The organism is Streptomyces sp. NPDC002520 (assembly GCF_053595235.1).
Genome location: NZ_JBSFXG010000032.1, coordinates 1 through 24,141 on the forward strand (window position 1 = coordinate 1; position 24,141 = coordinate 24,141).

27 protein-coding genes and 2 pseudogenes are annotated in these 24,141 nt (G+C 70.8%); 13 read left to right on the forward strand and 16 right to left on the reverse strand.

The genetic code is table 11. The features are described 5' to 3' along the window. Positions 1-171 (forward strand): annotated as a pseudogene (locus ACWD5D_RS33155) (ectoine/hydroxyectoine ABC transporter ATP-binding protein EhuA); the annotation flags it as partial. Between the two features lie 126 nt (positions 172-297). Here ACWD5D_RS33155 and ACWD5D_RS33160 read toward each other — a convergent pair. Further along, a complete protein-coding gene (locus tag ACWD5D_RS33160) occupies positions 298-1,056 on the reverse strand; it encodes a class I SAM-dependent methyltransferase (RefSeq protein WP_451376495.1) in 759 nt (252 codons plus the stop codon). 100 nt (positions 1,057-1,156) lie between these two features. On the opposite strand from ACWD5D_RS33160, the gene ACWD5D_RS33165 reads away from it, so the two are divergent. Then, entirely contained in the window at positions 1,157-1,798 is a 642-nt protein-coding gene (locus ACWD5D_RS33165; RefSeq protein ID WP_451376496.1) for a CGNR zinc finger domain-containing protein, read from the forward strand. On the opposite strand, the gene sodX is transcribed toward ACWD5D_RS33165, so the two are convergent. Next, positions 1,702-2,136, reverse strand: a complete 435-nt coding sequence (sodX, locus tag ACWD5D_RS33170) for a nickel-type superoxide dismutase maturation protease (RefSeq protein WP_451376575.1) — start codon at positions 2,134-2,136, stop codon at positions 1,702-1,704. The two genes, ACWD5D_RS33165 and sodX, sit on opposite strands and share 97 nt — an antisense overlap. A gap of 145 nt (positions 2,137-2,281) precedes the next feature. Here sodX and sodN point away from each other — a divergent pair, with 145 nt between their 5' ends. Beyond that, complete coding sequence (sodN, locus tag ACWD5D_RS33175; protein WP_451376497.1) at positions 2,282-2,677, forward strand: superoxide dismutase, Ni; 396 nt, start codon at positions 2,282-2,284, stop codon at positions 2,675-2,677. Between the two features lie 509 nt (positions 2,678-3,186). Here the strand turns inward: sodN and ACWD5D_RS33180 are convergent. The 4 genes from ACWD5D_RS33180 to ACWD5D_RS33195 form a co-directional block, all read right to left on the reverse strand. Then, positions 3,187-4,392 (reverse strand): NAD(P)/FAD-dependent oxidoreductase, encoded by a 1,206-nt coding sequence (locus ACWD5D_RS33180; protein WP_451376498.1) that lies wholly within the window; start codon positions 4,390-4,392, stop codon positions 3,187-3,189. Next, on the reverse strand, positions 4,389-4,598 hold the full coding sequence (locus ACWD5D_RS33185) for a ferredoxin (protein WP_451376499.1): 210 nt from the start codon (positions 4,596-4,598) through the stop codon (positions 4,389-4,391). Before ACWD5D_RS33185 ends, ACWD5D_RS33180 begins: the two co-directional genes overlap by 4 nt. A gap of 35 nt (positions 4,599-4,633) precedes the next feature. Beyond that, a complete protein-coding gene (locus tag ACWD5D_RS33190; RefSeq protein ID WP_451376500.1) occupies positions 4,634-5,872 on the reverse strand; it encodes a cytochrome P450 in 1,239 nt (412 codons plus the stop codon). 150 nt (positions 5,873-6,022) lie between these two features. Beyond that, entirely contained in the window at positions 6,023-6,505 is a 483-nt protein-coding gene (locus ACWD5D_RS33195) for a MarR family winged helix-turn-helix transcriptional regulator (protein ID WP_451376501.1), read from the reverse strand. 151 nt (positions 6,506-6,656) lie between these two features. On the opposite strand from ACWD5D_RS33195, the gene ACWD5D_RS33200 reads away from it, so the two are divergent. Both ACWD5D_RS33200 and ACWD5D_RS33205 read left to right on the forward strand, forming a co-directional pair. Then, on the forward strand, positions 6,657-7,106 hold the full coding sequence (locus ACWD5D_RS33200; RefSeq protein WP_451376502.1) for an ATP-binding protein: 450 nt from the start codon (positions 6,657-6,659) through the stop codon (positions 7,104-7,106). Positions 7,107-7,296: 190 nt separating this feature from the next. After that, positions 7,297-8,499 (forward strand): epoxide hydrolase family protein, encoded by a 1,203-nt coding sequence (locus tag ACWD5D_RS33205; protein ID WP_451376503.1) that lies wholly within the window; start codon positions 7,297-7,299, stop codon positions 8,497-8,499. Positions 8,500-8,669: 170 nt separating this feature from the next. Here the strand turns inward: ACWD5D_RS33205 and ACWD5D_RS33210 are convergent, their stop codons facing one another. The 5 genes from ACWD5D_RS33210 to ACWD5D_RS33230 form a co-directional block, all read right to left on the reverse strand. Continuing rightward, the gene (locus ACWD5D_RS33210; RefSeq protein WP_451376504.1) at positions 8,670-9,002 is read right to left on the reverse strand and encodes a DUF952 domain-containing protein; all 333 of its coding nucleotides are present in this window, start codon (positions 9,000-9,002) and stop codon (positions 8,670-8,672) included. A 9-nt stretch (positions 9,003-9,011) separates the two neighbouring features. After that, on the reverse strand, positions 9,012-10,220 hold the full coding sequence (locus tag ACWD5D_RS33215; RefSeq protein ID WP_451376505.1) for an RNA polymerase sigma factor: 1,209 nt from the start codon (positions 10,218-10,220) through the stop codon (positions 9,012-9,014). Positions 10,221-10,233: 13 nt separating this feature from the next. Next, complete coding sequence (locus ACWD5D_RS33220; protein WP_451376506.1) at positions 10,234-10,656, reverse strand: YciI family protein; 423 nt, start codon at positions 10,654-10,656, stop codon at positions 10,234-10,236. Positions 10,657-10,751: 95 nt separating this feature from the next. Further along, positions 10,752-10,988, reverse strand: a complete 237-nt coding sequence (locus tag ACWD5D_RS33225) for a hypothetical protein (RefSeq protein WP_451376507.1) — start codon at positions 10,986-10,988, stop codon at positions 10,752-10,754. A gap of 26 nt (positions 10,989-11,014) precedes the next feature. Next, positions 11,015-11,599: a dihydrofolate reductase family protein gene (locus ACWD5D_RS33230; protein WP_451376508.1), complete on the reverse strand. Its 585-nt coding sequence runs from the start codon at positions 11,597-11,599 to the stop codon at positions 11,015-11,017. Positions 11,600-11,710: 111 nt separating this feature from the next. On the opposite strand from ACWD5D_RS33230, the gene ACWD5D_RS33235 reads away from it, so the two are divergent. Continuing rightward, positions 11,711-12,301: a TetR/AcrR family transcriptional regulator gene (locus ACWD5D_RS33235; RefSeq protein WP_451376509.1), complete on the forward strand. Its 591-nt coding sequence runs from the start codon at positions 11,711-11,713 to the stop codon at positions 12,299-12,301. A gap of 41 nt (positions 12,302-12,342) precedes the next feature. On the opposite strand, the pseudogene ACWD5D_RS33240 reads toward ACWD5D_RS33235, so the two are convergent. Both ACWD5D_RS33240 and ACWD5D_RS33245 read right to left on the reverse strand, forming a co-directional pair. After that, positions 12,343-12,732 (reverse strand): annotated as a pseudogene (locus tag ACWD5D_RS33240) (polyprenyl synthetase family protein); the annotation flags it as partial. A gap of 115 nt (positions 12,733-12,847) precedes the next feature. Continuing rightward, positions 12,848-14,254, reverse strand: coding sequence for a family 2B encapsulin nanocompartment shell protein (locus ACWD5D_RS33245; RefSeq protein WP_451376510.1), 1,407 nt, complete (start codon positions 14,252-14,254; stop codon positions 12,848-12,850). Between the two features lie 296 nt (positions 14,255-14,550). On the opposite strand from ACWD5D_RS33245, the gene ACWD5D_RS33250 reads away from it, so the two are divergent. Both ACWD5D_RS33250 and ACWD5D_RS33255 read left to right on the forward strand, forming a co-directional pair. Next, complete coding sequence (locus ACWD5D_RS33250; protein ID WP_451376511.1) at positions 14,551-15,153, forward strand: N-acetylmuramoyl-L-alanine amidase; 603 nt, start codon at positions 14,551-14,553, stop codon at positions 15,151-15,153. Positions 15,154-15,210: 57 nt separating this feature from the next. Next, positions 15,211-16,143, forward strand: coding sequence for a 1-aminocyclopropane-1-carboxylate deaminase/D-cysteine desulfhydrase (locus tag ACWD5D_RS33255; protein ID WP_451376512.1), 933 nt, complete (start codon positions 15,211-15,213; stop codon positions 16,141-16,143). Here ACWD5D_RS33255 and ACWD5D_RS33260 read toward each other — a convergent pair. After that, positions 16,140-17,735: a Na+/H+ antiporter gene (locus ACWD5D_RS33260; RefSeq protein ID WP_451376513.1), complete on the reverse strand. Its 1,596-nt coding sequence runs from the start codon at positions 17,733-17,735 to the stop codon at positions 16,140-16,142. The two genes, ACWD5D_RS33255 and ACWD5D_RS33260, sit on opposite strands and share 4 nt — an antisense overlap. A gap of 61 nt (positions 17,736-17,796) precedes the next feature. Between ACWD5D_RS33260 and ACWD5D_RS33265 the strand changes: the two genes are divergently transcribed. The 3 genes from ACWD5D_RS33265 to ACWD5D_RS33275 all read left to right on the forward strand — a co-directional run bounded on the left by ACWD5D_RS33265 (position 17,797) and on the right by ACWD5D_RS33275 (position 19,889). Next, positions 17,797-18,057, forward strand: a complete 261-nt coding sequence (locus ACWD5D_RS33265; RefSeq protein ID WP_451376514.1) for a UBP-type zinc finger domain-containing protein — start codon at positions 17,797-17,799, stop codon at positions 18,055-18,057. A 273-nt stretch (positions 18,058-18,330) separates the two neighbouring features. Further along, positions 18,331-18,747, forward strand: coding sequence for an ATP-binding protein (locus ACWD5D_RS33270; RefSeq protein ID WP_018544439.1), 417 nt, complete (start codon positions 18,331-18,333; stop codon positions 18,745-18,747). 128 nt (positions 18,748-18,875) lie between these two features. Then, positions 18,876-19,889 (forward strand): RNA polymerase sigma factor SigF, encoded by a 1,014-nt coding sequence (locus tag ACWD5D_RS33275; RefSeq protein ID WP_451376515.1) that lies wholly within the window; start codon positions 18,876-18,878, stop codon positions 19,887-19,889. 17 nt (positions 19,890-19,906) lie between these two features. Here the strand turns inward: ACWD5D_RS33275 and ACWD5D_RS33280 are convergent, their stop codons facing one another. Continuing rightward, on the reverse strand, positions 19,907-20,368 hold the full coding sequence (locus tag ACWD5D_RS33280; protein WP_451376516.1) for a hypothetical protein: 462 nt from the start codon (positions 20,366-20,368) through the stop codon (positions 19,907-19,909). Positions 20,369-20,595: 227 nt separating this feature from the next. Here ACWD5D_RS33280 and ACWD5D_RS33285 point away from each other — a divergent pair, with 227 nt between their 5' ends. Next, positions 20,596-21,564 carry a diacylglycerol/lipid kinase family protein gene (locus ACWD5D_RS33285; protein WP_451376517.1) on the forward strand — a complete coding sequence of 323 codons (969 nt, stop codon included), beginning with the start codon at positions 20,596-20,598 and terminating at the stop codon, positions 21,562-21,564. Between the two features lie 320 nt (positions 21,565-21,884). Further along, positions 21,885-22,142 (forward strand): WhiB family transcriptional regulator, encoded by a 258-nt coding sequence (locus ACWD5D_RS33290; RefSeq protein WP_003992873.1) that lies wholly within the window; start codon positions 21,885-21,887, stop codon positions 22,140-22,142. A gap of 200 nt (positions 22,143-22,342) precedes the next feature. Here the strand turns inward: ACWD5D_RS33290 and ACWD5D_RS33295 are convergent, their stop codons facing one another. Then, positions 22,343-23,809 (reverse strand): sensor histidine kinase, encoded by a 1,467-nt coding sequence (locus ACWD5D_RS33295; RefSeq protein ID WP_451376576.1) that lies wholly within the window; start codon positions 23,807-23,809, stop codon positions 22,343-22,345. Positions 23,810-24,141: the final 332 nt, after the last annotated feature.

The window sequence follows — 24,141 nt, forward strand, 5'->3', positions numbered from 1 at the left end:
TCCGGCATGACGATGGTCGTCGTCACCCACGAGATGGGCTTCGCCCGCGAGGTGGGCGACAGCCTGGTCTTCATGGACGAGGGCGTCGTGGTCGAGTCCGGCCACCCGCGCGAGGTCCTGACGAACCCGCAGCACGAGCGGACGCAGTCGTTCCTGTCCAAGGTGCTGTGACGCTTCGCTGAAGAAGGGCGGTACGGGGATTCCGTACCGCCCTTCGGTATTCCCTCGGAGCGTGCGTTCAGGCACGCCGAACCCGACCGCCCCGCCCGACGATCCCGCCCGACAGTCCCGCTGGACCTACTTGAGCGCCAGCAGCAGCGTGTCGGACGGCGAGCACCACACCGAACGCGCCTCCCCGAACCCCTTCTCCCGAAGGACCCGCGCGTGCCAGGCCACGGACGGCATGTCCCCGTCGGCGTGCTCACCGTAGATCTCGAAGCGACGGGCGGTGGGCTCGGCGAGGACCGGGTCCTTCGCGGCCAGCTGCCACCACTGCGCCCAGTCCAGCGCACCGCCGCGCCTGGCCTGATCCATGCGGGTGTGCCGCTGGGCGCGCTCGGCCGCGTTGATCCGGGGCGTGGTGTCGTCGATCATGTGGTCCGCGTTCATGAAGACACCGCCGTCGCGGACCAGCTCCGCGACCTGACCGTAGAGGGCCGCGAGAGGTTCGCTGTGGAGCCAGTGCAGGGCCGTGGCGGTCAGGACCGCGTCGTAGGAGTCGTACGGCAGCTTCGCCGGCCAGGCGGGGTCCTTGAGGTCCCCGGTGACGAAGGAGACCCGGTCGTCGCCCTCGAAGGTGCCGCGGGCGATGGCGAGCAGTGCCGGGTCGAGGTCGACGCCGGTACTGGTGGCCTCGGGGAAGCGCGCCAGCAGCCGGGCGGTGATGGTGCCCGTGCCGCAGGCGAGGTCCAGCACGCGTGGTGCCGTGCCGACGAGCGCCTCGACCATGTCGAGCATGATCCGGAACCGCTCCTCGCGGTCCGGCATGTACCACTCCTGCTGCCGGTCCCAGCTCTCCTGCCACGCGGCCCAGTCGGTTCCGGTCGTGGTGGTCATGTTTTCTCGGCCCCCTCAGAGATGCGTAATACCCTGGAAGCACGACCGGCTGTTACCCGACCGCAGAAACGACCATAGAGCGCCCCCGTAAGGACTACAAGTGGAACTGGCCTATTACTCGGATTACGCGGTACGCCTCGTCAACAGCGAGGAGCCGGTCCGCGGCAAGGACTCCCTGACCTCGGTCGAGGCCGTCCGCGACCTCTTCGGCGCGGGCCTCGGCGCGAACTCGTCGGCGGCCCGCCGCGCCACCGACGCCGATGTCACGCGCTTCCGGTCGGTCCGGGCCCGGCTGCGCGCCGTCTTCGAGGCGGCCGACCAGGGCGACGAGACCCTGGCCGTCGACCTGCTGAACTCCCTCCTCCTGGAGTTCCCGGTCAGCCCGCAGATCTCCGGCCACGACCACCGCGACGAGGACGGCCGCCCGCTGTGGCACATGCACCTGGCCGACCACCCGTCCAACCCCACCGCCGGCTTCGCGGCGATCGCGGCGATGGGCCTGGCCTTCCACCTCACCGAGTACGGCGTCGACCGCCTGGGCCTGTGCGAGGCGGCCCCGTGCCGCAACGCCTATCTGGACACCTCCACGAACCGGTCCCGGCGCTACTGCTCCGACCGCTGCGCCACCCGCGCCAACGTGGCCGCCTACCGGGCCCGCAAGCGCCTGGATGCCGACCGGCCCGACAGCAGCGGCCGGGCCGCCGAGAGCGCCCAGCGCAGCAGCGCGAGCGGCGAACGCTGACGGTTGCCGATGGGCCGGAGCCGCAGCCACGCCTTCCCGAGGATCAGGTCCTCCGGCACGACCCCGTAGTCGGTGCTGTCCCCGCCCGCGTAGGGGTTGTCGCCGAGCACCCACCAGCCGCCGTCGCGGCGCTCCACGGCCCGCTTGACGACCAGCAGGTCCTGCTGGAAGGGATGGCGCAGGACGACGACGTTCCCCGGCCTGACCGAGGCCCCGTACTGCAACAGCAGCCGGTCCCCGTGGTGCAGCGTGGGCACCATGGACGGCCCCGTCACCTCGGCCACCCCGAAGGGCGCCACGGCCCTCCCCCGTTCCGTCTCCTGCGACAGCTCCGGCATCCCCGGCACCTCCCCGGTCCGTTCCTCCACCAGTCTCAGTCTCACCCTGGACTTTTGTCCTAAGCCCTGGGGGGCACTCGGGAAAACCCGTCCCGCAGGGAGTAATGTCCCACCTGAGAAGACGATCACGAGGAAGGAACGCTCCATGCTTTCCCGCCTGTTTGCCCCCAAGGTCAAGGTCAGCGCCCACTGCGACCTGCCCTGCGGCGTGTACGACCCGGCCCAGGCCCGCATCGAGGCGGAGTCGGTGAAGGCCGTGCAGGACAAGATGGCCGCCAACGACGACCCGCACTTCCAGGCTCGCGCCATTGTCATCAAGGAGCAGCGCGCCGAGCTGGCGAAGCACCACGTCTCCGTGCTCTGGAGCGACTACTTCAAGGCCCCGCACTTCGAGAAGTACCCGGAGCTGCACCAGCTGGTCAACGACACCCTGAAGGCCCTCTCGGCCGCCAAGGCGTCCACCGACCCGGCCACCGGCCAGAAGGCGCTGGACTACATCGCCCAGATCGACAAGATCTTCTGGGAGACCAAGAAGGCCTGATCTTCGATCATGCCATCTGACCTGCGATTTCCTTGGTTGCAGTGTCTCCCTGCCCGCACCCGGCCCGCAGGCCGCCCACCCCGGCGCCCCTGACGGCCCGGGTGCGGTCTTTTTCGCCCGGCCACGGGTGGACGTGGATCCGCAGTGTGATGCCGGCGGCGCGTGGCCAAGGACCGGTTGGACCTGCTTGACCTGCTGGACACCCGCGCCGCCGGTGATGAGCGCGGAGGCGTAGCAGTGCCCGCTGGTCGCGGGTCACCATGTCGGGCAGTTCGGCGGACTTGGAGTGCAGCAGTTCGGCGGGCTTGCGGCCCTCGCGCTCGGCAGCCTCGTCCTCGGCCGCCCGAAGCGCCCTGCGGGCGCGGTTCCACTCCGCCTTCCAGCGGCGGTGGTTGGAGGCATGGGATGACCTCCTCGCCCGGCATGGACGGGAGTTCGGTCGGTGGTCACCAGCGGTCATCCCTCCTTGCTTCCGGTGGGACGAGAATGCTTCCTGTGGAACCTGCGGGTCAGTTCACGCTTGCCGGGCTGAGCGCGGGTGCGGCCGCGAAGCCGGTCCATGACGCGTGGTCGACGACCAAGCGGCGCAGCGTGCGGACCTGGCGCGGAGCGTTCCAGCCGAGTACGCCGACCACCCTCCCGTGGTGCCCGTAGGCGGCGGCGAAGTGGCCGTCCGACGTGTCGCCGTGGACGATCCGCGTCTCCGCGTCCCGCGGGAAGATCCCGTACGCCTGGATCCTGGTGTCGTACTGGTCGGTCCAGAAGTAGGGCACGGGAGCGAACGGGGTGGCGTCGCCGAGCAGGTTGCCGGCCGCGGCCATGGCCTGTTCGGTGGCGTTCATCCGGTGCTCCAGCCGCATGCGGGTGCCGAAGTGCGCGTTGGGCCAGGAGGCGACGTCGCCGGCGGCGTAGATCCCGGGGGCCGCCCGGCAATGCGCGTCGCACTCCACCCCGTCTCCCAGCCGCAGGCCCGAACCTTCCAGCCAGCCGGTCGCGGGCGCGGCGCCGAGGGCCAGGACGACGACGTCGGCCGGCAGTGTGGTGCCGTCGCCGAGTTCCACTCCGGTCACCCGGCCGCCGGCCGCACGCAGCCGGCGTACCGGCACCCCGCAGTGCAGGCGTGTTCCGTGGCTCCTGTGCAACTCGGCGACGAGCGCACCGATCCGGTCCCCGAACGGGCGCCGCACCGGGACCGGTTCCGGCTCGGCCACGGTCACCTCCAGGCCCATGGTCCGGGCGGCCGCGGCCACCTCGGTGCCGAGGAATCCGGCGCCGACCACGACCACCCGGGGCCCGGCGAGCAGCGCGGCGCGCAGGGCGAGGGCGTCGTCGAGCGTGCGCAGGACATGGACTCCGGCCAGATCGCTGTCGGGAAGGCGCCGGGGGGCCACACCGGTGGCGATGACCAGCGCGTCGAAGCCGATGCTCTCGCCGCCTCCCAGGCGCACCCGGCGGCCCGGGATGTCGAGGGCGACGGCGCGTTGTCCGAGCCGCAGGTCGGCCCGCAGCCGTGTGAGATCCGGTAGGGAGCGCAGGGTGGCGCGTTGGGGCTCCCAGGCGCCGGTCAGGATCTGCTTGGACAGCGGAGGCCGGTCGTACGGCGGTCGGGACTCCTCACCGATCAGCGTGAGGGTGCCGCCCCAGCCGCGGCGGCGGAGGGTCTCGGCCGCGCTCAGGCCGGCGGCGGAGGCTCCCACGATGACTGTCCGCTTCACAGCTCGTCCTCCTGTTCCTCCACCCAGATCGCCTGGGCCGGGCAGAGGGCGGCGGCCTGTCGGACGTCGTCCGCGAGACCCTCCGGCACGGTCTCGACGCGCAGGACGACGATGCCGTCCTCCTCGCGCTGGTCGAACACGTCCGGTGCGCTCAGCACGCACTGCCCGGAGGCCACGCACTTGTTCTGGTCGACGATCACCTTCATCGGGTCCTCCTTTCCCGCACGGCAGTCGGCCGCGCTCACCAGGTGACGGGCAGCTCGTAGACGCCGTAGACGTTCCCGTCGTGCTTGAACGGGATCTCGTCGAGATCCACGGCGAGCTTCAACGTGGGGATGCGGCGGTAGAGCGTGCTGTAGACGACCTGCAACTCCACCCGGGCCAGCGGCTGGCCCAGGCACTGGTGGACGCCGAAGCCGAAGGCCACGTGATGGCGGGGGTTGCGGTCGATGTCCAGGTGGTCGGGGGCGGGGAAGGCGTCGGGATCGCGGTTCGCGACGTCGTTGGCGAGGACGACGCCCTCCCCGGTGCGGATGGTCACACCGCCGACGTCGATGTCCGCCAGGGCCACCCGGCGGCGTCCGCTGTGCACGATGGTGAGATAGCGCAGGAGTTCCTCGACCGCCGAGGCGACCGTCTTCGGGTCGTCGCTCCCGCGCAGCCGGTCCAGCTGGTCCGGGTTCCGCAGCAGGGCCAGGGTGCCCAGCGCGATCATGTTCGCGGTGGTCTCGTGCCCGGCGGTCAGCAGCAGCATTCCCATGCCGACCGCCTCACGCCGGGAGAGTTCACCGGCCTTGACCCGCGCGGCCAGCGTGGAGAGCACGTCGTCGGCCGGGCGGGCGAGTTTGACGCCGATCTGCCGGTCCAGGTAGTCGAGCAGCTGCTGTGTGGCCACTCGCGCCTGCTCCACGGTGCTGGTGCGCTTGATCAGGATCTTGCTGTTGGCCTGGAAGAAGTCGTGGTCGGCATACGGGACACCGAGCAGCTCGCAGATCACCAGCGACGGCACCGGCAACGCGAACGCCGGGACCAGGTCCACCGGCTTGGGCCCGGCGAGCAGGGTGTCGATCAGACCATCGACGATCTTCTGAATGGCAGGCCGCAGCGCCTCCACCCGCCTGATGGAAAAGGCCGCGGTGACCATCCGGCGAAGCCGGGCGTGCTCCGGATCGTCCATGTTGATGAAGGTCCGCGACTGCCTCCGGCGCTCTCTTTGGGCCGGGCTCAGATGGGGGTAGTGCGGGAGGTTGCTCTCCGAGCTGATCCGCGGATCGGCCAGCAGAGCCCGTACGTCGTCGTAGCGGGTGACCAGCCACGGGGTGCTGCCGTCCCACAGCCGCACCCGGCTGATCGGAGCCTGGTCCCGCAGGGTGTGCAGGGCCGGCGGCGGGTCGAAGGGACAGCGGGCGGCCCGGGTCATGGGGTAGTCCGGTACCTGCGCCGACGGCACATCGGTGCCGGGTGCCGAGAAGGTGCTCATGGTTCTCCGCCCTTTCCGAAGTCGGATACGGGGGCAGTGCCGGGACCGGGCCCCGGCGCGCGCGGTGCGCGACGGGGCAGCGGAGCAGGTCCCGCCTGCCGGAGGAGACACCGAAGAGCGTGGCCAGCAGGCTCAGGAGGCTCGGGAGGCTCAGGAGGGCGATTCGCCGCCGGAAGCGCTTGGCTCCGAGGGGGCTTGGACCATCCGCCGCACGATGGGCAGGGCCGTGCGCATGGCCTCGCCCAGTACCCGCACGTCCTGCTCGGGCAACGCGGCCAGCATGTCGGCCACCCGGGCACACTGCGCGCGCCGGCGCTCGGCCATCAGCTCTCGCCCGGCTTCCGTGATGGCGACCAGGCGGACCCGCCCGTCTCCGGGATGGCCCACTCGAGTGGCCAGGCCCTGGTCTTCCAGCCGATGCACCAGGGCGGTCATCGACGGCTGGGCGATGCCCTCCGCCGCTGCCAGCGCGGTCAGCCGGATCGGACCTTCCCGCTCCAGCCGACTGAGCGCCGCGGCGGTGGTCAGACTCATGCTCTGCCGCTCCGACAGAAGGTGTCTGACCATCCCGGTGGCCAGCTCGTTCAGCGCCGCCGCCACCTCCTGGCGACCCTCTTCGGGTGCCTCATCCATACACACACCTATATCACCCTTCTATATAACATGTCTATATTTTCCATCTATATAGACAATCTATATAGATGAGTGATATGCAGGTCGTAGACCGTCAGGGGTTCTGGTCACAACCAAGGCGCCACGGCGGCGCCGGAGGAAGGTGATGACCGTGACCTGCACCTACGCCACAGAGGCACCCCCACGGCAGGGTCCTGCTCGCAGACCGTCTGCATCCGGCGGCACATGGACCCTGGCGCACCGCCCGGAAGCCGCCGGCGAAGCCCGCAAGATCACCAGAGAGCTGCTGACCCGGTGGAGCGTCGCCGAGGACGCGGCCGACTCGGTCCTTCTGACCGTCTGCGAACTCGTCACCAACGCCGTGGAGCATGCCCTGCCCCCACTGCACTTCGGACTGAGCCGCGACCCGGGCACCCAGCGAGTGCACATCGAGGTGTCCGACGGAGGCCCCGCCGCCACGCACAGCGACTGGGCGGCCGGCTGCACGCCCGACGAACACGGCCGCGGACTGGAGATCGTCGATCAGCTCACCGCCGCGCACGGCGACCGCGAGGAACCCGGACGCGCCGTCCACTGGGCCGACGTCACCAGCGTGCCCTGACTCGGCCGCGCGACGGCGCCCGGTGCTCGCGATCGTCCCCGCGTCCCGTACGAAGCGGCTGATCACTGTGCGAGTCGGGCAACCCGACTCGCAGGGGCATCCCGGTCTCTGCCGGTGCAGAGATGACGGCGTCCGGGCCGGCACAAAATGCCGAGGTCGGAAACGGCAGGCCCACCTAAGCTGCACCACCATGGCGACATCACCGGACGACACCATCCGACCGTTCCGAGTCTCGGTCCCCGACAGCGATCTGGACGATCTGAGGGAGCGCCTCGACCGCACCCGCTGGCCCGACGAACTGCCCGATGTCGGCTGGTCCTACGGCGTTCCGCGTGACTACCTGCGGGAGCTTGCGCACTACTGGCGACATGAGTACGACTGGCGGGCGGCGGAGACGCGCCTGAACCGGTGGCCGCAGTTCATGACCACGATCGACGGCACCAACATCCACTTCGCGCACATCCGCTCCCCGGAACCGGATGCCATGCCGCTGATCATCACGCACGGCTGGCCCGGATCCATCGTCGAGTTCGATCGGATCGCCGGCCCGCTCACCGATCCCCGGGCGCACGGCGGCGACCCTGCGGACGCCTTCCATCTGGTCCTGCCGAGCATCCCTGGCTTCGGGTTCTCCGGCCCCACCCGGGAAAAGGGCTGGGAGTACCAGCGAGTCGCGGCCGCGTTCGCCGAGTTGATGCGGCGCCTGGGCTACCACCGATACGGGGCCCAGGGCGGCGACTGGGGATCGGCCATCTCCCGCGAACTGGGCCGCATCCGCCCCGACCGGGTCATCGGCGTCCATCTGAACATGATCCCCGGCGCCGGGGCGACGGCCGAGCCGACCGAGGAGGAACTCGTCGCCCTCAGCCCCGCGGAACGGGAGCGCACCCGGGCCTCCTGGGAGCGGATGCGGGCGTGGAGCCGCGACAAGCAGGGCTACGCGGACATCCAGTCCACGCGTCCGCAGACACTCGCCTACGCACTCTCCGACTCACCGGTCGGCCAGCTCGCCTGGATCGCCGAGAAGTTCAAGGACTGGACGGACTCCGTCGACCGGCCGGAGGACGCCGTCGACCGCGACCATCTCCTGACCAACGTGATGCTGTACTGGCTGACCGGGACCGCCGGCTCCTCCGGGCGCATCTACTACGAGCGCGCTCACGCCGCCTACGGGGGAGATCAGCCGGAGCCCTCGACGGCCCCCACCGCGTTCGCCTCCTTCCCGCAGGAGAACTTCATCGTCCTGCGCCACATCGCCGAACGCACCAACAACATCGTCCGCTGGACGGAGTTCGACCGGGGAGGCCACTTCGCCGCGATGGAGGAGCCGGACCTGCTCGTCGGCGACATCCGAGCCTTTTTCCGCAGCCTGCGCGCCGCGACCGCGTCCTGAGGGGACGAGCACCGGCCGCACCGCACTGCGGGCGGACCGACGCCTGGAACACAGGCGCCGTTCGATTACGTGACCCGGTCCCGGCGCCGAAGCGCGCGGTGCTCGCGGGGAGTTCGTGACGCGGCTGTCCGAGACGGCGGGCGTCTGCGGGCGTCCGCGCGCGGCCGACGTCAGCCCCAGGGTTCCACGTCCACCACGGCGTCGACGGGCACCGGCCCGTACGCGTGCGGGAACTCCTCCCCGCCGGGCTCCATGGCCTCGTACTTGAGCGGCACGCCCAGGAGGGCCGGGTCCACCACGAGGACCACCAGCTCGTCCGGGCCGTCGTAGTCGCCGTACAGGAAGGCGCCGACGCGCGGGAGTTGCTCGCGGGTGGAGAAGTGGATGAAGCCCTCCTGCTGGAGGGTGCGGCCCCGGGTGGACACCTCGTAGGTGCCGCGCTCGCGGGCTTCCTCCCACAGCGAGCGCTCGGTGAGGTGGACGATGTACGGAAGCTTCGGCATACGGCCACGCTACGGCTTCAGCCGGGCCGCGCGCGTCTGCAGATAGCGCCGTTCCGGCAGGCTGAGGGTGCCGGCGGCGGCAGAGGCGTAGGCGGCGCGGGCCCGGTCGTGGGCGCCCGCGCGTTCCCACAGGTGCCCGCGGACCGCGTCCAGCCGGTGGCTGCCGCCCAACTCACGTTCCATTCCGTCCAGTTCCGCGAGGCCGGCCTGGGGACCGTGGACCATGGTGACGGCCACCGCGCGGTTGAGGCGCTCGACGGGGCCGGGGACCTGACGGACGAGCAGGTCGTAGAGGCCGAGGATCTCCCGCCAGTCGGTGGCCTCGCTGGAAGGTGCCTCGTCGTGTACTGCGGCGATCGCGGCGCGCAGCGCGTAGGGACCGGCCGGCCCCTGGGACAGCGCCTCGGTGACGAGGGTGACGCCCTCCTCGACCGCCGTCCGGTCCCAGCGGGTGCGGTCCTGTTCGTCGAGCGGGATCAACTCGCCGTGCGGACCGGTGCGCGCGGTGCGGCGGGCGTCGGTGAGGAGCATCAGGGCGAGCAGGCCGGCGCTCTCGCCGTCGTCGGGCAGCAGCCGGTGGATGGTGCGGGTCAGCCGGATCGCCTCGGCGGCGAGGTCGTGGCGCTGCAGGGCGGTGCCCGAGGTCGCCGTGTACCCCTCGTTGAAGATCAGGTACAGGGTGTGCAGAACCGCGGGTAGCCGCTCGGCCCAGTTGTCCGGCCGCCCGAAGTGCGCGCCCCGGACCCTTTTCTTGGCCCGGCTGATCCTCTGGGCCATGGTCGCCTCCGGTACGAGGTACGCGCGGGCGATCTCCGCCGTGGTCAGGCCGCCGACCGCGCGCAGGGTGAGGGCGATCTGGGCGGCCGGGGCCAGATCGGGATGGCAGCACAGGAAGAGCAGGCTGAGGGTGTCGTCCTCGCGCGGCGCCCGGTCGGACGGGGCGATCCGGACGGCGAGCGCGGCCGCCCGCTCCTCCCGCGCCCGCCGGGCCTCGTCCGCGCGCAGCGCGTCGGTCAGCCGCCGGGCCGCCACCTTGATCAGCCAGCCGCGCGGATTGTCCGGCACTCCGCTCTCGGGCCACTGCCGCGCCGCCGCGAGCAGCGCCTCCTGGACGGCGTCCTCGGCTGCGTCGAAATGCCCGTAGCGCCGCACCAGCGCACCGAGGACCTGCGGAGCGTGCAGACGCAGCAGTTCCTCGGTGCCGGTGGTGCCGGTCATGCGGCGACGCCGGTCATTCGGCGCTGATGTCCCCGGCGCCGTCCATGATGGGCCGGATCACCACGGGGTACTCGGGCAGGCCCTCCGGTCCGGGGCAGCGGGTGACGCGTTCGGCGATCTCGGTGACCCGGTCCAGGCTCGCACAGTCCACCACCCAGTAGCCGGCCATCAGCTCCTTGGTCTCGCCGTACGGGCCGTCGGTGATCACCGTGTTGCCGGCCTTGTCGCGCCCGACCAGCCGGGTCCGGGCGGGCTCGGCCAGGCCCTGGGCGTCGACGAGTTCGCCGGACTCGGCCAGGTCGTCGCTGATGGCGCCCATGTACAGGTACATGGCCTTGAGCTGCGCCTCGGTCCAGGCCGGGGAGTGCGCGGAGGGCTTGCCGGCCATCGCCTCGTAGTCCGCCTGTGTGCCCTGCACCATCACCAGGTACTTCATGGTCCGCTCCTTCGGCTGGGCCGCCCTGGGCGGGCGGCTCTCACAGGGGACGTCGGAGCCGGGCCGGAATCATCGACACCGCTCGGAGATCTCGCTCAGGTTTTTTTCGCGGCGGACGCGGCGGACGCGGCGGACGCGTGGGGGTGGGGTGCGACGACGGACTTGGCGTCCGGGGCCGCGGGCTCGGCGGGTGCCGCGTAGGCCGGGCAGTCGGGGTTGCGGCACGGGCCGGGGCCCCACACCGGCACCCAGGCGCCCAGCGTCTTGTGCCGTCCCACGATCGTGGCGGCGGGCTGTCCGCAGACGGGACAGACATGCTTCTCGCGGCCCATGTCCTCAGGGTAGGGCGGCCGGGGGCTCAGCGCTTCCTGCGGTACGACCGCACCAGCACGCCGTTGCCGAAGGTGCGCACCGTGTCCAGCGTGAACTCCGTGATGTCGAGGCCGGTGGCGAACATCGGCATACCCGTGCCGTAGACGATCGGGTAGCTCTTGATGACCAGTTCGTCGATCTCGGCGAGCAGGGTTCCGGCGACCTGCGAGCCGCCGCACAGGTAGATGTCCAACCCTCCCTCCTCCGCCTTCAGCTCGCGGATCCGGCCGACCAGGTCGTCGGCGATGATCTCGACGTTCGGGTCGGGCGAGGTGCCCAGGGTGCGCGAGGCGACGTACTCGCGCAGGTGGGCGTAGGGGCTGGTGATGCCCTCCTTCAGGGCCAGGTCGTAGCTGGCGCGGCCCTGGACGATCGTGTCGAACCGCCGGTTCGCCAGGTGATCGACGCCGAGCGCCTTACGGCCGTGGGTGGCCAGGGTCTCCGGGAACTCGGCCTTGAGGAAGGCGAGGTACTCCTCGTCGAGGAACCGGAACATCGCCGTGGCGTCGCCGTTCTCGTCGCCGATGAAGCCGTCGAGCGAGCAGGCGATGAAGTACGTGAGCTTTCGCAAGCTGTTCTCTTTTCGTAGGCTGCCGAGCGGCCGGTTAACCACTCAGCTTGTAGTGCTCCATTTTTCCGGGACGCATCCCGGAACGAGGGCAAGTGAGAGAGGTGGTTCCGCATGGCGGGGAATCCGGAGCGGCGGGCGGCGCTGGTGGACGCTGGGATCGCGGTACTCGCGCGGGAGGGCGCGCGCGGGCTGACGTTCCGCGCCGTGGACGCCGATGCGGGCGTGCCCACCGGCACCGCCTCGAACTACTTCACCGGCCGCGACGACCTGCTCCGCCAGATCGACGCCCGGCTGCACATCCGGCTCGCGCCGGATCCCGAGGTGATGGCGGAGCTGCTGCGAAGCGCCCGGGACCGCGCGTTGGTCACGGCCCTCATGCGGGACCTCATGGGCCGCGCGGTCCGCGACCGCACCGGCTATCTCGCCCTGCTGGAGATGCGCCTGGAGGCCACCCGCCGCCCCGAACTGCGCACCTCCTTCACCACGTCCGTGCGTGGCGATCTGGAGCAGGGCATGGAGTTCCACCGAGAGGCCGGCCTGCCCGGCGGGGACGAGACCGTCACCGTCCTCTACCTGGCGATGCTCGGCCTCATCCTGGAACACCTGACCCTCCCCGGAGTCCTGGACGGCGTCCTGGACGGGGTGAGCGTGCCGGAGGGCCTGGTCGAACGGATCGTGGCGACGGTGGTCCCCGAGAAGTAGGCCGAGGGGTACCGGTAGTAGGCCGAGGGGTACCGGGAGGCGACCGCGGCGGCGGCCCGCACGGCCGCCGCCCGCGCCCCGGGACCGCCCAGCGCGGTGGCCGCGGCGAGCACGAGCGCGGGCCTGATCGCCTTGCCCGCGTTACCCGCCGCCGCAGTGCCGTCCGCCTGCTGCCAGCCGAAGTGGTAGAGGGCGACCCGGCGCATGGAGCCGGGCAGCGACTCGATGGCCGCGCGCAGCTCCGGGTCGACGAGGGCCCGGGTGCGCTCCAGCAACGCCAGCGCCTCCTGGCCGTCGAGCGGCCCGGCCCCGGCGTCAACCGCCGGGCGGCGCCGCTGGTGCGCTCCCGGTGGCGCGGGCGCCTCCCCCGATCCGCCGGGTCCTGCCTCGCCCGTCGAACCCTGCTCGGTCTCCGTCATGAACTCGGCCATGATTCCCCCCTCGCGTGGTCCGCGGACGTGGCGGCGCTTCCACTCCGGCTGGACGCATACCCCGAGGATGTACCCGCCCCGGAGGGCGGGAACACGGCCGCGAAGTGCGGAAACGTCACCTCCACCGGCCGATCTCGACGTTCTCCAGCACGCCGAGCGCGTCGGGCACCAGGACGGCGGCCGAGTAGTAGGCGGTCACGAGGTACTTGATGATGGCCTGTTCGTTGATGCCCATGAAGCGCACGGACAGGCTCGGCTCGATCTCGTCCGGGATGCCGGACTGCCTCAGGCCGATGACGCCCTGGTCGGCCTCGCCGGTACGCATGGCGATGATCGACGTCGTCCGGGCCTCGGTGACCGGGATCTTGTTGCACGGGTAGATCGGCACGCCCCGCCAGGTCGGGATGCGGTTGCCCCCGACGTCGATCGTCTCCGGGACCAGTCCGCGCTTGTTCAGCTCGCGTCCGAACGCGGCGATCGCGCGCGGGTGGGCGAGGAAGAACTTGGTGCTGCGCCGGCGGCTGAGCAGCTCGTCCATGTCGTCCGGGCCGGGGACGCCGTCGTGCGGCTGGATCCGCTGGTCGTACTCGCAGTTGTGGAGGAGGCCGAACTCCCTGTTGTTGACGAGTTCGTGCTCCTGGCGCTCCTTCAACGCCTCGACGGTGAGCCGCAACTGCTGCTCGGTCTGGTTCATCGGCTGGTTGTACAGGTCGGCCACGCGCGTGTGGATGCGCAGCACGGTCTGGGCGATGCTCAGCTCGTACTCGCGCGGCCGGGCCTCGTAGTCGACGAAGGTGTTCGGGATGTCGGGTTCGCCGGAATGACCGGCCGCCAGCTCGACCGCCTTCTCGCCGTACTTGTTGGTGTGCTGCTCGGGGGCCGACCGCAGCTCCTGGAGGTGGTCGCGCAGCGAGTCGGCGCGCTCGGCGACCTGCTCGAAGTCCGTGCGGCTGAGGATCAGCACCGTGCAGGCGGTGTCCGCGCGGGCGGTGTACTCCCAGATGGCGTCCGGGTCCACCAGCGCCTGCTCGCCGAAGTAGGCGCCGTCGCCGAGGACCCCGAGGACCGCGTCGTCGCCGTAGGGGCCCGTGCCGACCTTCTCGACCCTGCCGTGGGCCAGCAGGTACACCTTGTCGGCCTGGTTGCCGAAGGAGGCGATCACGTCGCCGGGCGCGAAGTCCCGCTGCCGGCAGCGCCGGGCCAGCTCCGTCAGTACGTCGTTGTCCTCGTACGACCGCAGCGCGGGCAGCTCGCCGAGTTCGGCAGGGATGACCTCCACCTGGTCGCCGGTCTTCACAAAGGTGATGCGGCCGTCACCGACGGCGTAGGTCAGTCGCCGGTTCACCCGGTACGTGCCGCCGTGTACGTCCACCCAGGGCAGGCTGCGCAGGAGCCAGCGGGAGCTGATCTCCTGCATCTGGGGTACGGACTTGGTCGTGGTGGCCAGGTTCCGCGCTGCCGCCGTGCCGAGAGACTGCTGCGGCTTGCCCTGATCCGTGCGGACCTCTTCGCCTACCGACATAAGGAAATGCCCTCCCATGTACGCCCGGTCCCCGCTCTCACCTGGCACCGGTCTCGCAGACGAGGCTTCCATCACGGAGAGCAGCCACGCCATTACCCGAAAGAGCGGGAATGGATCATCCGACTACTGGGCAGGAAGAGGGACCTCACCCACCTCCTGTCCACGCTGCGCGAGGTGTCCGGATCGGCTCGCACGGCCTACGAACGCGCTGGTCCGAGACGTCCGTTCTCGGTAGAGGCTGCGGTACGAGAGGACCGCGGCCGGCGGCCTCCGGGCACGGTACGAAGGAGGCGGCCATGTCCCCACCCATGTCCGCGAGCGCGTTTCTCGACGCTCTGCGAACGGAGGGTGTCACCGTCGTCGAATGCGGCGACCGGCAGCATCACGATCGCAACCACAAGGGCCCCTGGCGCCCGGTCCACGGCGTGATGATCCACCACACGGCCACCCTGGGCAGCGCGCGCACCGTGGAGATCTGCCGGGACGGCCGCGCCGATCTGCCCGGCCCGCTGTGCCACGGGGTGATCACCAAGGACGGCACGGTCCATCTGGTCGGCTACGGCCGCGCCAACCACGCCGGCCTCGGCGACGACGAGGTCCTGCGCGCGGTGGCCGCCGAGAAGGGGCTGCCGCCGGACAACGAGGCGAACACCGACGGCAACCGGCACTTCTACGGCTTCGAGTGCGAGAACCTCGGCGACGGCGAGGACCCCTGGCCCGAGAGACAGCTCGACGCGATCGCACGCGCCGCCGCCGCGGTGTGCCGACGGCACGGCTGGACGGAGCGGTCGGTCATCGGCCATCGGGAGTGGCAGCCGGGGAAGGTGGATCCCCGGGGCTTCACGATGGCGTCGCTGCGGGAGCGGATCGCCGAGCGGCTCAAGGGCGGGAAGGACTGAGGGCCGACTGGGCGCCGGGCCGGGGCACGGGCCTTCCCGCTAGGCGACAATGGGCTCGTGACCAGCGCCGACCCGCTCGCCCCCGTGCTTCCCTCGCCTCTTCAGGAGGTCCGGGACAGCCGTTTCGGCCGTCATGGGGTGCGTCTGCTGCTCAAGCGGGACGACCTCGTCCACCCGGAGCTGATCGGCAACAAGTGGCGCAAGCTGGTGCCGAACGTCGAAGCGGCGGCGGCGCAGGGGCGGCCGCTGGTCACCTTCGGCGGGGCCTATTCCAACCATCTGCGGGCCACCGCTGCGGCGGGCCGGCTCCTGGGGCTGCCCACGGTCGGCGTGGTCCGGGGCCAGGAGCTGGCGGACCGCCCGCTCAACCCGTCACTGGCCCGGTGCGCGGCCGACGGCATGCGCCTGCACTTCGTCGACAGATCGACGTACCGGCACAAGAACGACCCGGGGACCCTGGCCGCGATCCTGCGCGCGGCCGGCGCCGAGGAGGCGTACGTCGTGCCCGAGGGCGGCAGCAACGCCGAGGCGGTGCGCGGTTGCCGGGCCCTCGGCGCGGAACTGCGCGGCCGGGCCGACGTCGTGGCGGTGGCCTGCGGAACCGGCGGCACCCTCGCCGGTCTCGCCGCCGGACTGGACTTCGGGCAGCGCGCGCTCGGCATACCCGTCCTCAAGGGCGGCTTCCTGGAGGCGGACATACAGGCCCTCCAGGAGTGCACGTTCGGCACCCGCACCGGCGCCTGGTCCCTGGACGACCGCTTCCACTTCGGCGGTTACGCCCGTACGACCCCGGAGCTCGACGCCTTCGCGGCGGACTTCGAGCGGCGGCACGGCCTGCAGGTGGAGCGTCTGTATGTCGCCAAATTGCTGTACGGGCTTGTCTCCCTGACAGAAGAAGGCGCCTTCGCGCGCGGGACGTCGATCGCCGCGGTCGTCACCGGACGGCCCTTCCCGCCGACGCCGCCGGCCTCTCCGGTCCCGCCCGCCTAGCTCGCCTCCCGATACGCCGCCGCCTCCTCCAGGTCGAGCCTGCGCAGCAGCGAGCGCAGCATCTCGTCGTCGATGTAGCGCAGGTCGCGGAGCTTGACGAAGACGTTCCGCTCGGAGCTGATCATCTCGCGGGACAGCCGGCGGTAGGTGTCGTCGACGGACTCGCTGGTGATCGGGTTGACCTGGCCGAGCCGTTCCCAGACGGCGTTGCGGCGGCGCTCCAGGACGGCGCGCAGCCGGTCGGCGAGCGGCGGGGGCAGGGCGTTGCGCTCGTCGGCGAGGAGGTCGTCGAGGCGCCGCTCGGCGGCCCGGGAGGCCTGTGCCTGGGCGTTGGCCTCGGCGAGGGTCTCGGCCTGGCGGTCGCGGCCGGGGAACTTCAGCAGGTGGATCAGCGGGGGCAGGGACAGCCCCTGCACGACCAGGGTGCCGATGACGGTGGTGAAGGTCAGGAAGAGGATCAGATTGCGCTGCGGGAAGGGCTGGCCGCCGTGCACGGTCATCGGGATGGAGAAGGCGATGGCGAGGGAGACGACGCCCCGCATGCCGGCCCAGCTGGTGACCATCGCGCCTCTCCAGGTGGGATTCGCCTCGCGTTCCCTGATGCGCTGCGACAGCATGCGCGGCAGGAACGTCGCCGGGTAGACCCACACGAACCGGGCCACCACGACGACGAGGAAGAGGACGCAGGCGTACAGGGCGGCGCGCGTGCCCTCGTACGCTCCGAGGCCTTCGAGGACGACCGGGAGCTGGAGGCCGATCAGGGCGAAGACCGCGGACTCGAGGATGAAGGCGACCATCCTCCACACCGCCTCCTCCTGGAGCCGGGTGGCGAAGTCGACCTCCCACGCGCGGTGGCCGAGGTAGAGCGCGACGACCACGACGGCGAGGACTCCGGAGGCGTGCACCTGCTCGGCGACGCCGTAGGCGACGAACGGGATCAGCAGGGAGAGGGTGTTCTGGAGGAGGGGTTCCTTCAGATGCGTGCGCAGCCAGTGCAGGGGTGCCATGAGGACGAGGCCGACGCCGACGCCGCCGATCGCGGCGATCAGGAACTCACGGATGCCGCCCTCCCAGGTCGCGCCCTCCCCGATGGCGGCGGCCAGGGCCACCTTGTAGGCGGTGATCGCGGTGGCGTCGTTCAGCAGGGACTCGCCCTGGAGGATCGTCGTGATCCGGGACGGCAGTCCGACCCGGCGTGCGACGGCGGTGGCGGCCACGGCGTCCGGCGGTGCCACGACCGCGCCCAGCACCAGCGCGGCGGTCAGCGGCATCCCGGGCACGAGCAGGTAGGCGGACCAGCCGACGACGACGGTCGCGAAGAGCACGTAGCCCACCGACAGCAGCGCCACCGGTCGGAACTGGGCCCTCAGGTCCAGGTAGGAGCTGTCGCTCGCCGAGGTGTACAGCAGCGGGGGCAGCAGCAGCGGCAGGACCACGTCGGGGTCGAGGGTGTAGCCGGGCACCCCGGGCACGTAGGACACCGCGAGGCCGACCGCGACCAGCAGCAGGGGGGCCGGCACCGCGGTCCGCCGGGCCGCGCCCGCGACCGCGGCACTGCCCGCCACCAGCAACAGCAGCGGCAACACGTCCATGAACTTCGCCCACCCTCATTTTTCGCGCGGTTACCCGCGCGCCCGTCGTAATCTGGCAATCATGAAACAGTGCACGCACGCCGACGCGCTGCCGCACCCTGCACCCGAGCCGCTCAGCGAGACCTGCCTGGAATGTCTTGCGGAGGGGACGCATCCGGTACAGCTGCGGCTCTGTCTCGACTGTGGCCACGTCGGCTGCTGCGACTCCTCACCGCGGAAGCACGCCACGGCGCATCACGCGAAGTCCGGCCACCCCATAATGCGGAGCTTCGAACCCGGCGAGGACTGGCGGTGGTGCTTCATCGACCACGTTCTCGTGTGACACTGCACGGGAGACGGTACGCGGCCGCCATCGCGGACGGTTCGGGCGTCTGACGCCGGGGTACGTCAACCCGGCGCTCGCTCTTCCCATTTGGGCACGCAAACCCCCTAGACACGGAGCGTATCCACAGCTTTACTGTGAGTGACGCCAGGGGGTTGGGGTCCCGGGGACAGGAACGTTCCGAGCGCGATAGCGTCACCGCGGAACCACGTACGCGTTACCCCGGGGGGCGACCCTCGGCCCCGTAAAGCTTGTACCACCATGGAGGTGAGGGTGTCCCAGATCGCAGGCGAACCCACGGCGAACCAGGACTTCGTGGAAGTCCGTCTGCCGGCTGCGGGTGCCTACCTGTCGGTGCTGCGGACGGCCACGGCCGGTCTGGCGGCCCGCTTGGACTTCACCCTGGACGAGATCGAGGACCTGCGCATCGCCGTGGACGAGGCCTGCGCGATCCTGCTCCAGCAGGCCGTGCCGGGCTCCGTGCTGAGCTGCGTCTTCCGGCTCGTCGACGACTCGCTGGAGGTCACGGTGTCGGCACCGACCACCGACGGCCACGCCCCCTCGCGGGACACCTTCGCCTGGACCGTGCTCTCGGCCCTCGCGGGCAAGGTCTCGTCCGCCGTCGACGAGGACAGAACCGTGTCGATCAGCCTCTACAAACAGCGCGGCGCGGGCCCCGGCCCGGCGTGAGGAACGGGGACGGTCCGGTGCGGGACGAAGAACGCGGCACGCGGGAGCTGCCGACGGGGGACGGGGGTGCACCCTTGTCGAGCGAGGTCGAGAGCTTGCGGGACGGCTCCTCGGACGGTTCCCGACGCATGACCGACGGCATCGACGGCATCCCCGAGCAGGCCAGACCACACCCGGAGGAGGACTCCGCGCAGGTCGGCAGGGACGGCGCCGCCGACGGTGCCGTGCAGAGCGCGCCTGCGCAGAAGCGCGGGGGACCCGGGTCCGCCGCCCGCGCGGAGGCGAGGGCTCGGGGAAGGGTGACGGGCGGGACGATGAGCGAGCACGAGCGAGATGCCGAGGACGCCGCGCCGGGCGCGGAGGTCGTGCAGGCGGCACAGCACGACCCCCACGACCGCAGCGGAGCACGTGCCATGTTCGTCGAGCTGCGCAAGCTGAAGGAGGGCAGCCCGGAGTACGCGGAGCTGCGCAACCAGCTGGTCCGGATGCACCTGCCGCTCGTCGAGCACCTCGCGCGCCGCTTCCGCAACCGCGGCGAGCCGCTGGACGACCTCACCCAGGTCGCCACGATCGGCCTGATCAAGTCCGTCGACCGCTTCGACCCGGAGCGGGGCGTCGAGTTCTCCACGTACGCCACCCCGACCGTCGTCGGCGAGATCAAGCGGCACTTCCGCGACAAGGGCTGGGCGGTCCGCGTGCCGCGCCGGCTCCAGGAGCTGCGTCTCGCGCTGACCACCGCGACCGCGGAGCTGTCACAGCAGCACGGCCGCTCCCCCACGGTCCACGAGCTGGCGGAGAAGCTCGCGATCTCCGAGGAGGAGGTCCTGGAGGGCCTGGAGTCCGCGAACGCGTACTCCACGCTGTCCCTGGACGTCCCCGACACCGACGACGAGTCGCCCGCGGTCGCCGACACCCTCGGCGCCGAGGACGAGGCGCTGGAGGGCGTCGAGTACCGCGAGTCCCTCAAGCCACTGCTGGAGGACCTCCCGCCGCGCGAGAAGCGGATCCTGCTGCTGCGTTTCTTCGGGAACATGACCCAGTCGCAGATCGCGCAGGAGGTCGGCATCTCCCAGATGCACGTCTCCCGGCTGCTCGCCCGCACACTGGCCCAGCTGCGGGAGAAGCTCCTCGTCGAGGAATGAGTCGAGGAGGGGTACGCCTACTCGGTCCGGCCCGGTCCCTTGATCCCGAGGGCCTGGGTCGTCGCCGGGTTCACCAGCAGCACCAGCGAGACCACGGCGACCACCGCGAGCGCGATACCGGCGCCGATGGCCGAGCTGTCGGCCTTGAGCAGGTTGTAGGCAACCGGCAGGGCCATGATCTGCGTGATGACGGCGGGCCCGCGGCTCCAGCTGCGCCTGAGCAGCAGCCCACGCGCGGCCAGCAGCGGCAGCAGGGCGAGCACGACCAGCGTGATCCCGCCGGTCACGGCCTGCTGCCGGTCGTCCGGAGCGCCGGTGAGTCCGAGGACGAGGATCCAGACGCCCCCGACCGCCAGGGCGAGCCCCTCCAGCACGGCCAGGACGGCCGCGTACGTCAGCCGGCGCGGGCGCGGTCCGGCGGCGCCGGCTTCCGCGGTGACCGGGGCGGTTTCCTGGACGGGGTTCTGCTCGCTGCTCACCCCAGCAGGGTAGCGGCGCGGGGGTGCGAGCCGTCGCCGGGTGCGTCGTGGCTGGGCGTGCGGTTCCCCGCGCCCCCGGGGAGCCGCACGATCGCGCCTCGCCATGGCGCCGTACTTGGCCTCCCACCCCCGCGACGCGTGACCGTGTTCATCTTCACGTCATCTTCTCTTACCTGATCCCTACCTCGGTCTGGGCCGGGTACCCCCCAGTAGGTACGCTGCCATCCATGCGTGCACTTCTCGTGGTCAATCCGGCGGCAACCACCACCAGTGCACGCAGGCGTGACGTGCTCATCCACGCTCTGGCGAGCGAGATGAAGCTGGAGGCGGTCACCACCGAGTACCGCGGCCACGCCCGCGACCTCGGCCGGCAGGCGGCGGAGAGCGACGACATCGACATGATCGTGGCCCTCGGCGGCGACGGCACCGTCAACGAGGTCGTCAACGGTCTCCTGCACAACGGCCCCGACCTGGAGCGACTGCCCGGTCTCGCCGTGGTCCCCGGCGGCTCCACCAATGTGTTCGCCCGCGCCCTGGGCCTGCCCAATGATCCCGTCGAGGCCACCGGCGCCCTGCTGGACGCCCTGCGCGAGCGCCGCGAGCGCGTGGTCGGCCTGGGTCTCACCTCGGGAACGCCGGGCACCGAGGACGAGTCGGTGCCCGACCGCTGGTTCACCTTCAACGCCGGACTGGGCTTCGACGCGGGTGTGGTCGGCCGGGTCGAGCAGCAGCGCGAGCGCGGCATGAAGTCGACGCACGGGCTCTACGTCCGTCAGGTCGTCCGGCAGTTCCTCGGCGAGCCGAACCGCCGGCACGGCACGATCACGCTCGAACGGCCCGGTGCCGACCCGGTCACCGATCTTGTTGTCGCCATAGTCTCGAACACGTCGCCTTGGACGTATCTCGGCAATCGCCCGATGTACACGTCACCTAAGGCGTCGTTCGATACGGGCATCGACGTACTCGGCCTCAGCCGCCTGTCGACGGCCGCGGTTGCCCGGTATGGCACGCAGTTGCTCACTTCGTCCCCCGAGCGCGGACCCCATGGCAAGCACGCGGTCTCACTGCACGATCTGGACCGCTTCACCTTGCATTCGAAGGCGCCTCTGCCCCTTCAGATGGACGGCGACCATCTCGGACTGCGTACGAGCGTGACGTTCACAGGCGTACGCCGTGCACTGCGTGTGATTGTGTGAGCGGAACGGGCCAAAGTCCTTTCACTCGAACGTTTAGACCAGGGTCCACCCCATGGAAGTACGGCTGTGACCTAGTCGACACCGAGGAATCAAAAAAAACTTTCCGGAAGGGGTTGTATCCGCCGCTGAGGTTTGCGAGTCTCTACGTGGCGATCGGGACGGCCCGCAACACCGGCCTCCACAGATCACCGGAACCCCTCTTCATACCAAGGACCACGCCGGGGAAGACTCGGCGATCGGCCCTTCCCTTGTTGAGGGATTCGTGAAAGCGTTCACATTCACAAGCAACTTGCACGTAATACCAAGGAGAGGTAGCAGCCATGGACTGGCGTCACAACGCCGTTTGCCGCGAGGAAGACCCCGAGCTCTTCTTCCCCATCGGCAACACCGGTCCCGCGCTGCTGCAGATCGAGGAAGCCAAGGCCGTCTGCCGTCGCTGCCCGGTGATCGAGCAGTGCCTGCAGTGGGCGCTCGAGTCCGGTCAGGACTCCGGCGTCTGGGGTGGTCTCAGCGAGGACGAGCGCCGCGCCATGAAGCGTCGCGCCGCCCGCAACCGGGCCCGTCAGGCCTCCGCCTGACATCCCCACCCCTGCTGACAGCCTGAGCTTGGCGGCGCGTGCAGCACGCACGCATCTCCCGCCCCCGAGCCGCAGCGCGCAGTACCCCCGATGCGCATAGCTTCGAGCTTTTGGCCCCGGACCACGGAAGCGGTCCGGGGCTCAATGCTGTTCGGGGCGGGAACGGCAACACCCGACGGCAACCCCCATGGCGCCGGCGCCTACTTGTGTGCCCGCACCGGGATGTCGAGGATCACCCGGGTCCCCTGCTCCGGCGCCGGGACCATGTCGAAGGTTCCGCCCAACTCGCCCTCGACCAGCGTCCGTACGATCTGCAGGCCCAGGTTGCCCGCGGTCTTCGGGTCGAACCCCTCGGGCAGACCGACGCCGTCGTCCTGAACGGTGACGAGCAGGCGGGCCTCCTTGGAGGTGCCGCCGCGGACCGCCGAGACCTCGACCGTGCCGGTGTCGCCCTCGCGGAAGCCGTGCTCCAGGGCGTTCTGCAGGATCTCGGTGAGGACCATCGACAGCGGCGTGGCGACCTCGGCGTCGAGGATCCCGAACCGCCCGCTGCGTCGGCCAATCACCTTGCCCGGCGAGATCTCGGCGACCATCGCGAGCACCCGGTCGGCGATCTCGTCGAACTCCACCCTCTCGTCCAGGTTCTGGGACAACGTCTCATGGACGATGGCGATCGAGCCGACCCTGCGCACGGCCTCCTCCAGGGCCTCCCGGCCGCGCTCGGACTCGATGCGCCGGGCCTGGAGCCGCAGCAGGGCCGCGACGGTCTGGAGGTTGTTCTTCACCCGGTGGTGGATCTCCCGGATGGTCGCGTCCTTGGTGATCAACTCACGTTCGCGGCGGCGCAGTTCGGTGACGTCCCGGCACAGCACGAGGGAACCGATGCGCATGCCCTTGGGCTTGAGCGGGATGGCCCGGAACTGGATGACCCCGTCCTTCGCCTCGATCTCGAACTCGCGCGGGGCCCAGCCGCTGGCGGCCTTGGCGAGCGCCTCGTCCACCGGGCCCCGGGTCGGGGCGAGTTCGGCGGTGGTCCGCCCCAGGTGGTGGCCGACCAGGTCGGCGGCGAGGCCGAGGCGGTGGTAGGCGGACAGGGCGTTCGGGGAGGCGTACTGGACGATGCCGTCCGCGTCCAGCCGGATCAGTCCGTCGCCGACGCGCGGCGAGGCGTCCATGTCGACCTGCTGGTCAGGGAAGGGAAACGATCCTGCGGCGATCATCTGCGCGAGGTCCGAGGCGCTCTGGAGGTAGGTCAGCTCCAGCCGGCTCGGGGTGCGGACGGTGAGCAGGTTGGTGTTGCGGGCGATGACGCCGAGGACGCGCCCCGCACGCCGTACGGGGATGGACTCGACCCGCACGGGGACCTCTTCGCGCCACTCCGGGTCGCCCTCGCGCACGATCCGGCCCTCGTCGAGCGCCGCGTCCAGCATGGGGCGGCGGCCGCGCGGGACCAGGTGGCCGACCATGTCGTCCTGGTAGGAGGTCGGGCCGGTGTTGGGGCGCATCTGGGCGACCGAGACGTACCGGGTGCCGTCACGGGTGGGAACCCACAGGACCAGGTCGGCGAAGGAGAGGTCGGAGAGCAGCTGCCACTCCGAGACCAGCATGTGGAGCCACTCGAGGTCCGAGTCGCCGAGTGCGGTGTGCTGGCGTACCAGTTCGTTCATGGAGGGCACGCTGCGAGCGTACCCGGGGCGGCGCGAACGGCCGAAAAAACACCCGCGGGCCGCGGCGCCTGGGAGGGACCCTCAACCCTCCCGGCACCGCAGCCCGGAGCATCATCGGCCGTGGGGTGTGCGGTCCCGGTCGGCCGAAGGTCGAGGACCCGGGGCAGTCAGGGCAGAGAGCTCCGGTTCCTCGGTCCGCCCTCCTGTGCGGGGAAGACGGAGGCTTTTCAGCTGTGCGCCCCCGCGGAGGCGTCCTCCGCATCGGCGTCCTGCACCGCACATCACTGGCCTACGCATTGTGGACTAGACCACGATGGCGTGTCCATGGATGT

What these genes read in the sequence shown, in the direction of transcription:
- ACWD5D_RS33160 (WP_451376495.1), bottom strand. Translation starts at nt 1,056, where the DNA reads ATGACCACCACGACCGGAACCGACTGGGCCGCGTGGCAGGAGAGCTGG.
- sodX (WP_451376575.1), bottom strand. Translation starts at nt 2,136, where the DNA reads ATGCCGGAGCTGTCGCAGGAGACGGAACGGGGGAGGGCCGTGGCGCCC.
- sodN (WP_451376497.1), top strand. Translation starts at nt 2,282, where the DNA reads ATGCTTTCCCGCCTGTTTGCCCCCAAGGTCAAGGTCAGCGCCCACTGC.
- ACWD5D_RS33185 (WP_451376499.1), bottom strand. Translation starts at nt 4,598, where the DNA reads ATGAAGGTGATCGTCGACCAGAACAAGTGCGTGGCCTCCGGGCAGTGC.
- ACWD5D_RS33190 (WP_451376500.1), bottom strand. Translation starts at nt 5,872, where the DNA reads ATGAGCACCTTCTCGGCACCCGGCACCGATGTGCCGTCGGCGCAGGTA.
- ACWD5D_RS33195 (WP_451376501.1), bottom strand. Translation starts at nt 6,505, where the DNA reads ATGGATGAGGCACCCGAAGAGGGTCGCCAGGAGGTGGCGGCGGCGCTG.
- ACWD5D_RS33205 (WP_451376503.1), top strand. Translation starts at nt 7,297, where the DNA reads ATGGCGACATCACCGGACGACACCATCCGACCGTTCCGAGTCTCGGTC.
- ACWD5D_RS33210 (WP_451376504.1), bottom strand. Translation starts at nt 9,002, where the DNA reads ATGCCGAAGCTTCCGTACATCGTCCACCTCACCGAGCGCTCGCTGTGG.
- ACWD5D_RS33215 (WP_451376505.1), bottom strand. Translation starts at nt 10,220, where the DNA reads ATGACCGGCACCACCGGCACCGAGGAACTGCTGCGTCTGCACGCTCCG.
- ACWD5D_RS33220 (WP_451376506.1), bottom strand. Translation starts at nt 10,656, where the DNA reads ATGAAGTACCTGGTGATGGTGCAGGGCACACAGGCGGACTACGAGGCG.
- ACWD5D_RS33225 (WP_451376507.1), bottom strand. Translation starts at nt 10,988, where the DNA reads ATGGGCCGCGAGAAGCATGTCTGTCCCGTCTGCGGACAGCCCGCCGCC.
- ACWD5D_RS33235 (WP_451376509.1), top strand. Translation starts at nt 11,711, where the DNA reads ATGGCGGGGAATCCGGAGCGGCGGGCGGCGCTGGTGGACGCTGGGATC.
- ACWD5D_RS33245 (WP_451376510.1), bottom strand. Translation starts at nt 14,254, where the DNA reads ATGTCGGTAGGCGAAGAGGTCCGCACGGATCAGGGCAAGCCGCAGCAG.
- ACWD5D_RS33250 (WP_451376511.1), top strand. Translation starts at nt 14,551, where the DNA reads ATGTCCCCACCCATGTCCGCGAGCGCGTTTCTCGACGCTCTGCGAACG.
- ACWD5D_RS33260 (WP_451376513.1), bottom strand. Translation starts at nt 17,735, where the DNA reads ATGGACGTGTTGCCGCTGCTGTTGCTGGTGGCGGGCAGTGCCGCGGTC.
- ACWD5D_RS33265 (WP_451376514.1), top strand. Translation starts at nt 17,797, where the DNA reads ATGAAACAGTGCACGCACGCCGACGCGCTGCCGCACCCTGCACCCGAG.
- ACWD5D_RS33275 (WP_451376515.1), top strand. Translation starts at nt 18,876, where the DNA reads ATGACCGACGGCATCGACGGCATCCCCGAGCAGGCCAGACCACACCCG.
- ACWD5D_RS33285 (WP_451376517.1), top strand. Translation starts at nt 20,596, where the DNA reads ATGCGTGCACTTCTCGTGGTCAATCCGGCGGCAACCACCACCAGTGCA.
- ACWD5D_RS33290 (WP_003992873.1), top strand. Translation starts at nt 21,885, where the DNA reads ATGGACTGGCGTCACAACGCCGTTTGCCGCGAGGAAGACCCCGAGCTC.
- ACWD5D_RS33295 (WP_451376576.1), bottom strand. Translation starts at nt 23,809, where the DNA reads ATGAACGAACTGGTACGCCAGCACACCGCACTCGGCGACTCGGACCTC.